5 protein-coding genes are annotated in these 6,945 nt (G+C 69.4%); 1 reads left to right on the top strand and 4 read right to left on the bottom strand.

The features are described from left to right. Positions 1 to 136 precede the first annotated feature (136 nt). Both Q8Q88_RS05555 and Q8Q88_RS05550 read right to left on the bottom strand, forming a co-directional pair. Positions 137 to 721: a dihydrofolate reductase family protein gene (locus tag Q8Q88_RS05555; protein WP_305674207.1), complete on the bottom strand. Its 585-nt coding sequence runs from the start codon at positions 719 to 721 to the stop codon at positions 137 to 139. A 170-nt stretch (positions 722 to 891) separates the two neighbouring features. Next, on the bottom strand, positions 892 to 2,460 hold the full coding sequence (locus Q8Q88_RS05550) for a Fic family protein (RefSeq protein ID WP_305674206.1): 1,569 nt from the start codon (positions 2,458 to 2,460) through the stop codon (positions 892 to 894). A gap of 493 nt (positions 2,461 to 2,953) precedes the next feature. On the opposite strand from Q8Q88_RS05550, the gene Q8Q88_RS05545 reads away from it, so the two are divergent. Then, on the top strand, positions 2,954 to 3,988 hold the full coding sequence (locus tag Q8Q88_RS05545) for an IS110 family transposase (protein ID WP_305674205.1): 1,035 nt from the start codon (positions 2,954 to 2,956) through the stop codon (positions 3,986 to 3,988). A 439-nt stretch (positions 3,989 to 4,427) separates the two neighbouring features. Here Q8Q88_RS05545 and Q8Q88_RS05540 read toward each other — a convergent pair whose 3' ends face one another. Together Q8Q88_RS05540 and Q8Q88_RS05535 are read right to left on the bottom strand one after the other, a co-directional pair. Then, positions 4,428 to 5,786, bottom strand: a complete 1,359-nt coding sequence (locus Q8Q88_RS05540) for a Swt1 family HEPN domain-containing protein (RefSeq protein ID WP_305674204.1) — start codon at positions 5,784 to 5,786, stop codon at positions 4,428 to 4,430. A 264-nt stretch (positions 5,787 to 6,050) separates the two neighbouring features. After that, positions 6,051 to 6,945 (bottom strand): ATP-binding protein (locus Q8Q88_RS05535; RefSeq protein ID WP_305674203.1); only part of this gene is annotated, 895 nt, incomplete at its 5' end.

The raw sequence follows: 6,945 nt of genomic DNA, 5'->3' as shown, positions 1-6,945 counted from the left end.
TCCAGGTCCACGTACGAGAACAACGACCCCGTCCGCTCGTCAGACCCCCGCATGCTCAACCCTCAACCCTCAAGCCTCGCTCAAGGGAGTGAATCATGCCGAGTCCTGCACCGCCACGGACTTCTTCAACAGCCTGCTAGGGCCTCAACTCAAAGCGCAGGTGGGTGGCCAGCCGGGTCTGAACCGCGCGCGTGGCCCGCAGGGCGCCCACGCCGACGCCGTCGAACAGGCGTCCGCCCTGCCCCAGCAGCAGATGCGCCAGGTGCAGGCGCAGTTGGTCGATCAGGCCGGCCCGCAGATACTGGGCGGCGAGCTCGCCGCCGCCCATGACGCAGACGTTCTGGTCGCCCGCCGCGGCGCGCGCCTGGGCGAGCGCGCTCTCGATCCCGTCGGTGACGAAGGCGAAGGTGGTAGGGCCCACGGTCAGCATGGCGCGGGGCCTATGGGTGACCACGAAGCAGGGCCGGCCGAAGGCGCCGTCCTCGCCCCATTCGCCGATCCCCACATCGAAAGTCCGCCGGCCGATCAGGAAGGCGCCCGTGCCGGCGAACAGCTCGCCGGCGATCTCGCGGTCGAGATCGTCGGGCGGGCCGGCCTCGTCGCCGAACAGCCAGGCGTGCAAGGGGCCGCCGCCGCGGCCCAGGGGATGCTCCACCGAGATATCGGGGCCGCAGGTGTAGCCGTCCAGCGACTGGGTCATGTCCAGGAACACGTGGGCCATCTGTCGAAGCGCTCCGCTTTGGTGGAAAGGCGCTGCGGCGCATAAGCACCCTTACAATAGGCGGGGGTCCCGGGCGCCGCGGTCGGGCCACGTCGCGTCCCCGCTGGTGGCGTAGCTGGGCGGTAGCAAGGGGCGGCCAGATCGCTTGAGGATGTCGCCGGCGGCTCCTCTCATCGGTCGTCCTGCGCGGCGGGCGGCGGCCGGTCCTCGCCTTCGAAGATGTCAGCGTGGAGGTGCTCGATCGCCGCCGTCTCTTCGTCCGTGAGGGCTGCGAACTCGCGCTGGCGGGCCCGCTGCGACAGCCGCCCGTCGCCCTGCCGCAGAAAGCGATGCAGCAGATCGATGGTCCGATCCGGCATGTCGACGATGGCCTGCACGCGCGCCGCGAAGCCGTCGAACGCCTGGAGGTAGGCGACTTCGCCGGGAAGGTCGTGGTCTACGGTCTCGGCGACACAGCGGTAGAGGAATTCGGCGTGCGCCGTGGCGTCGAAATAGCGGTAGTAGGCGGCCGTTGGATTGAGCACCTCGACATTGCCGTCGGGTGTGGGGCGGTAGTCGATCAGAGGCAGCAGCGGCCGCGAATAGGACTCCAGAACCGTCCGGTACTGGTCGATTTCACGCAGGATGGCGGCGCTAACCGGGAAGACCATGCCCGGCGGGTTGTAGCCGGCCCGCGCCAGCGCATGGTGGATCAGCCAGCGGTGCAGCCGGCCGTTGCCATCCTCGAACGGATGGACATAGACGAAGCCGAAGGCGATGGCGGCGGCGGCGGCGACGGGATCGAGGTGTCCGGCCGTGCGCTCCGCATAGGCGATCAGACCCGCCATCAGATCTGGGAGATCGTCCGCGCGGGCGCTGACATGGTCGGGGATCGGCTCGCCCGTGTCCCGGTCGTGGGCGCCGACGAAGCCGCCGGCGTCTCGCAGTCCAAGCCGGACGAAGCGGGCGTCGCCGATGACCAGCCGCTGCAGATGTTCGAGTTCGGCCAGGGTTAGCGGACGAGCGCCGGCCTCGCCGATCGCCTGGCCCCAGCGCGCGGCGCGCTGGGCGGACGGCCGTTCACCTTCGATATAGAAGGACGAACGGCTGTCGCTGAGCAGCAGGAAGGCCGCGGCGCGGGCGAGCACGTCCGGATGGGTCCGGCCGACGACCTCGCGCGCCAGGCCGTCCAGGCCTCTGGCGACGAACCGCTCCAAGGCCGGCGTGCGGCGGATCAGCGGACAGAAGGCGGGCGTGCCGGGCAGGTTGTCGATCACCCGATGGCGCGCGGAGGCGACGCCGTCGGCGAGGGCGAATTGCTGGTCGGGCGACAGCGCGGGCACGGCGCGGACCTTGCCGGCGTCCGGCAGATCGAGTCGGCGGCCGGTCAGCCATTCGAATAGGAACCACAGCCGCCGCGCATAGGCGCCGGTCGGCGTGGCCCGGACGATGGCCGCGACGTCGGCGGCGTCGATGGTCTGGAAGAGGGCGTGAAGAACGCCGAGATCGACCCCTTCCCACTTCAGGGCGAACTCGAGGTGACCGCCGAGGGTGGGGGCGGGGGCGTGGCGCGGCGTGAGCATCCGCCATCGATCGGTGGAAACGGGATGGTGCCGTTCGGCGATGGCGGTCAGGACGGGCGGCGCGGGGACCGGAAGGTCATAGCGCTCGATGAGGGCGGCGTAGCCGGACGGGGCGGCGCGCTCGGAAAGCGGCAGGCCGCGAAAATCCGTCACCGACCGCGTAGGAACGTCACTCATCAGGGTTCTTTGTGAAAATCGATCACGATAGGTAGGGGATCACCGCGGCCTGCGCAACGTGAATATGGTTCACGCGCCGCGAAATATCGTCACCTGGAGAGGCCTGTGCGAAAAGCCGAATCCGCCAGACCTGCCGCGGGTCGGAAAGCTCGGCGGTGAAACCGGGCCAATCTGGCGTCGCCCGACCCTCTCAAGAGCACTGCAGCACCATGACGGCCGCAGGCTTCCAGACTGGCAGGCGCCCGATGAACATCAGGCGGGCTGGAGGAGCGCCGCCCGCTGTTCAGGTTGTTGGATACGCGCCGCGGAAGCCTGTCCTGACACGCCTTAAAGACAGCGCCACTTCGCTTTAATAAGCCCGACGTTAACGAAAGATGGCGTAACGGGCGGCCCCGCCGGCCCCACTTGAGGTCAGGCGGTCGTCCCTCAGAATGATGGTGTCATCAACGGCGTCAGGCCGTGGGCCTGCGCCAAGCCTCATTGAGAGACGACCATGAAGCACTATGCCGGGATTGACGTGTCGTTGGAAAGCTCGAGCGTCTGTGTGGTGGACGCCGAGGGCCGGATCGTCCGCGAGAGCAAGGTCGCCAGCGAGCCGGAGGCGCTGATCGCCTGGTTCGCAGCGCTGGATTTTCCTTTGGAGCGGATCGGTCTGGAAGCTGGACCCCTGTCGCAATGGCTGCACGCGGCGATGGGCAGGGCCGGCCTGGCGGTCGAGCTGCTGGAGACCCGGCATGTCCGCGACGCCTTCAAGGCCATGCCCGTGAAGACCGACAAGAAGGACGCCCGCGGCATCGCTCAGCTTATGCGGCTTGGCTGGTTCCGGCCGGTCCACTGCAAGTCGGCCTCCGCGCAGGAGGTCCGCGCCCTGCTGACGGCGCGCAAGCTGCTGCAGGGCAAGTTGCACGACGTGGAGATGAGCATCCGCGGGGTGCTGCGCGGCTTCGGAGTGAAGGTGGGCGCCACCACGCCCAGGACCTACGCCGCGCGCGTGCGGGACCTGGTTGAAGGGCACGCCGTCCTGGAGGTGATCGCCGCGTCCCTGCTGAAGGCGCGAGAGGTCCTCGCCGAGGAGTTCCGCAGTCTCGAACGTCGCCTGCGGATCGTCGCCCGCGACGACGAGCGCACACGGCGGCTGATGACCACGCCCGGCGTGGGCGCTCTGGTCGCGCTGACCTTCGTGGCGGCCGTGGACGAACCTGAGCGCTTCCGATCCTCCCGCGCTGTCGGTCCGCACTTCGGCCTCACGCCTCGGAAGTATCAGTCGGGCGAGACGGACTACACAGGGCGGATCTCCAAGATCGGCGACGCCGGCGTCAGGGCGATGCTCTACGAGGCCGCGAACGTGATCCTGACCCACCGGGTCAGGGGCTCGGACCTGAAGACCTGGGCGCTGGCCGTCGCCCGCCGCGCCGGCATGCGCAAGGCCAAGGTGGCGCTGGCCCGCAAGCTCTCCGTCGCGTTGCACCGGATGCTGCGCGACCAGACCACCTTCATCGCCCACAGGAGCGCGCCGATGGCCGCCTGATCCAAAGCAGCCGAAACACCTTCGGGAGGGTCCTCACCATCTCCTTCCGGAGCGAAGTCCCTTCGCCGGGACGACGGATCCCGCCAGGCCGCAAGGTCTGTAGCAGCGCCACCGGCGACTGCGCCCAACTAGAGATCGGCCGGCGGATCCTCAGCCAACACCATCTAGCAGCGACACCGATCGACTGCGGACAGAAGCAAGCCTCCGGCGAGGCGACAACGCTCAAGGGATTGACTCGGAGAGGCCCGTTACAGAAGCAGACTTTAGCAAGCGGGCTGCCTCGATCACCAATCGTGCGGAGGCGGAGCCGCTCCTGGTGAGGCTGACTGACTCTCAAGTCGAGGTGGTGGTGACGGGAGCGGCGTTCGAGGTGACGCTCGACGGCGTGACGGTGCAGGTCGTGCGGCCGCGGCTGACCAGTCCCTGAAGGCGGATCGGTTCAGCCCGCGCGCCGGATCGCCCGCAGGATACGCCCGGTCTCGACGCGCAGCAGCAGGACATCCTCTTGGGTGAGGCCATGGGCGTGCATGGTGGCGATACGGACCGGGAAGAGCCGCTGGAAGGATTCCCGCACGTCCTCGGCGCGGCCGAACACCGGCTTGAACACCGTGCGCCAGTTCTCGCCCCTCTCGATGATCGCCTTGTGGTCGGTGAAGTCCGCGTAATCGGACAGCGGCCGCGGCGGCGCGCCGTCTCGCTCCGCGACCGACCGCTTCTGCTCCCACGCCTCCCGCATGTTCGCCGGCACGTGGGTCTGGGCCCAGCCCGGGCCGTATGCCGCCTTCATCGCCGTGGCGATGAAGCGCCGGACAGCGACCTCGAAGTGCTGCAGGACCGGGAAGGCTTCCCGGGCGCGGTCATGGTCGGGGCCCAGCCCGTCGGCGGCGCCTTCGTCCGCTTCGTCGGCGTCATCGACGGAGGCTCCAGGGAACCCGGCGAGGCCAAGGCCCCGTTCGAAGGCCGGAGCCGGGAAGTCCGCGAGGCCGCGGTCGAGGCCGAGCTGTGCGTAGAGCTCCAGGCGGCGCGGCGCCTCGACCCAAAGAGGATCGATGGTGAGGGGATCGCGCCAATCGCCGAGGTGGCTGCGGAGCGTCTCGACCGCCGTCGCCGCGAACGGGGCGTCGCGGGCCGCGAGGCCAAGCATCTGGAGGTCGGCCATGGACCGGGCCGACGCGAGGGCGTGTTGGTTGTGCAGCCAGGGGGTCTGCAGCGCCTCGAACGTGCCGCGGACCTTCGCGGACAGCAGGTCCTCGCCGAGGTTCGCACTGGTCACCCGCTGGGCCGCCAGCGTCTGGTCGAGCAGGGATCGGAGCTCGTCCCGCCGAGGGGTGTGGAACAGGTGGTCCTCGAGGCCCGCAGCGCGCGCGACGGCAGTGCCGGCCAACCCTGAGGCGGTCTCGGCGGTACGCAACAGGTCCTGTTTCTGTGCGATCCCCAGCGCCTGTTCCCAAAGGTCCTGCCCGGCCGCGCGACGCAGGGCGGCTGTGTCGGACGGGAGGCCATGGCTCAGCACGGCCATTTCATAGGCAGATTGGGCCGCTGTGATCTGGCGCAGCATCGCCGCCGTGGCGCCCTCTGGGCCATCCAGGGCGCCGTGAGGGTTGCGGTGGTTCGCCAGGGCCTTCTGGACCTCACGGGTGAGCGCCTGCTCCATGGCGGAGGTCGTCAGGTCCGGGCCGAGCATGCTGCGCCGGGCCAGCTCGAAGAGGTCAAGGCCCCGCGTGGCGCGGTCGAGCTCGTCCGCCCGCCGCTGCGCGGCCATGGTGATGCCGAGTAGCCGTTCGTACTCGCTGCTCATGCGGTCCTCACCGTGTCAGGCCACGGGGACCTGTAATCACGAGGCCGAGTCGGGCTCCCGCACAAGCCCAGGAGCCGAAGCGTCGGCTCACCAACGTCCGCACCGCCAAGGAACTCGAGGCCTGCGCCGCGCTGGACATCCCCCTGGTCACCGCGCCGGCGGTGAGCGGACTGCGGGCCGAGCCGCTTGGCGGCGTTCGCAGCGCGCTCGGGGCGCTGCCCGTAGGCGACGGTGGACCTTCCAAGGCTAGGGTCGCTCCCCGCGCTAGGCCGTTCGCCGGTCCCGATTGTCCTCGGGGCCGGCCGCCAGCACCTGTTCGATGACGGCGAACAGACGGGCGGCTTCGATGGGCTTGGGCACGTGATCGTCCATGCCCGCCTGCAGATATTCCGCCACCTGGTGGGCCATGACATTGGCGGTCAGCGCCACGATGGGCGTGCGTGGCCGCCCTTCGGCGGCCTCGCAGGCGCGGATGCGCTGGGTGGCCGTCACCCCGTCCATCTCCGGCATATGGATGTCCATCAGGATGATGTCCCAGGGCTCGCGCGCCCAGGCGTCGACCGCCAAGGCGCCATTTTCTACGACGAACGGCTCTATCCCGACCTGCGCCAGGAGCGTGATCAGGACGATGCGGTTCACCTTGTTGTCTTCCGCGGCCAGAACCCTCATCGGTTTGAAGGCCTCTGGCGCGGCCGCCGGCGTGATGGGGGAAGCGGGGACCTCGTCGCAGACGCGCGGCAGCGGCACGATGGCGGCGAACCTGGATCCCTGGCCCACTTGGCTGGCGACCTCCATGCGGCCGCCCATCAGCTCCACCAGCTGGCGACATATGGAGAGCCCCAGACCGGAGCCGCCGTAGCGACGCGTGGTCGAGGCGTCGACCTGGGCGAAGGCGTCGAAGAGCGTGCCGAGCTTGTCCTCAGCGATGCCGATGCCGGTGTCGGTCACCTCGAGACGAAGCGCGCCGTCGGCGAGCGAAGCGCCGACCGCGATCCCGCCGGCGTCGGTGAATTTCAGGGCGTTGGCCAGCAGGTTGTAGAGGACCTGCCGCAGCCGCATCGGGTCGCCGCGATAGACTCCGCGGGCCTGTTCCACCTCGACCGAGAAGGACAGCCCCTTGCCCTGCGCGAGGGCGGCGAAGGCGGAGCAGACCCCGTCC

This window comes from Phenylobacterium sp. (genome assembly GCF_030697925.1).
Taxonomy (GTDB): Bacteria; Pseudomonadota; Alphaproteobacteria; order Caulobacterales; family Caulobacteraceae; genus Phenylobacterium.
This window is presented reverse-complemented; position numbering and strand designations above follow the sequence as displayed.

Coding starts and splice junctions, on each gene's coding strand:
- Q8Q88_RS05555 (WP_305674207.1), bottom strand. CDS start 721: ATGGCCCACGTGTTCCTGGACATGACCCAGTCGCTGGACGGCTACACC.
- Q8Q88_RS05550 (WP_305674206.1), bottom strand. CDS start 2,460: ATGAGTGACGTTCCTACGCGGTCGGTGACGGATTTTCGCGGCCTGCCG.
- Q8Q88_RS05545 (WP_305674205.1), top strand. CDS start 2,954: ATGAAGCACTATGCCGGGATTGACGTGTCGTTGGAAAGCTCGAGCGTC.
- Q8Q88_RS05540 (WP_305674204.1), bottom strand. CDS start 5,786: ATGAGCAGCGAGTACGAACGGCTACTCGGCATCACCATGGCCGCGCAG.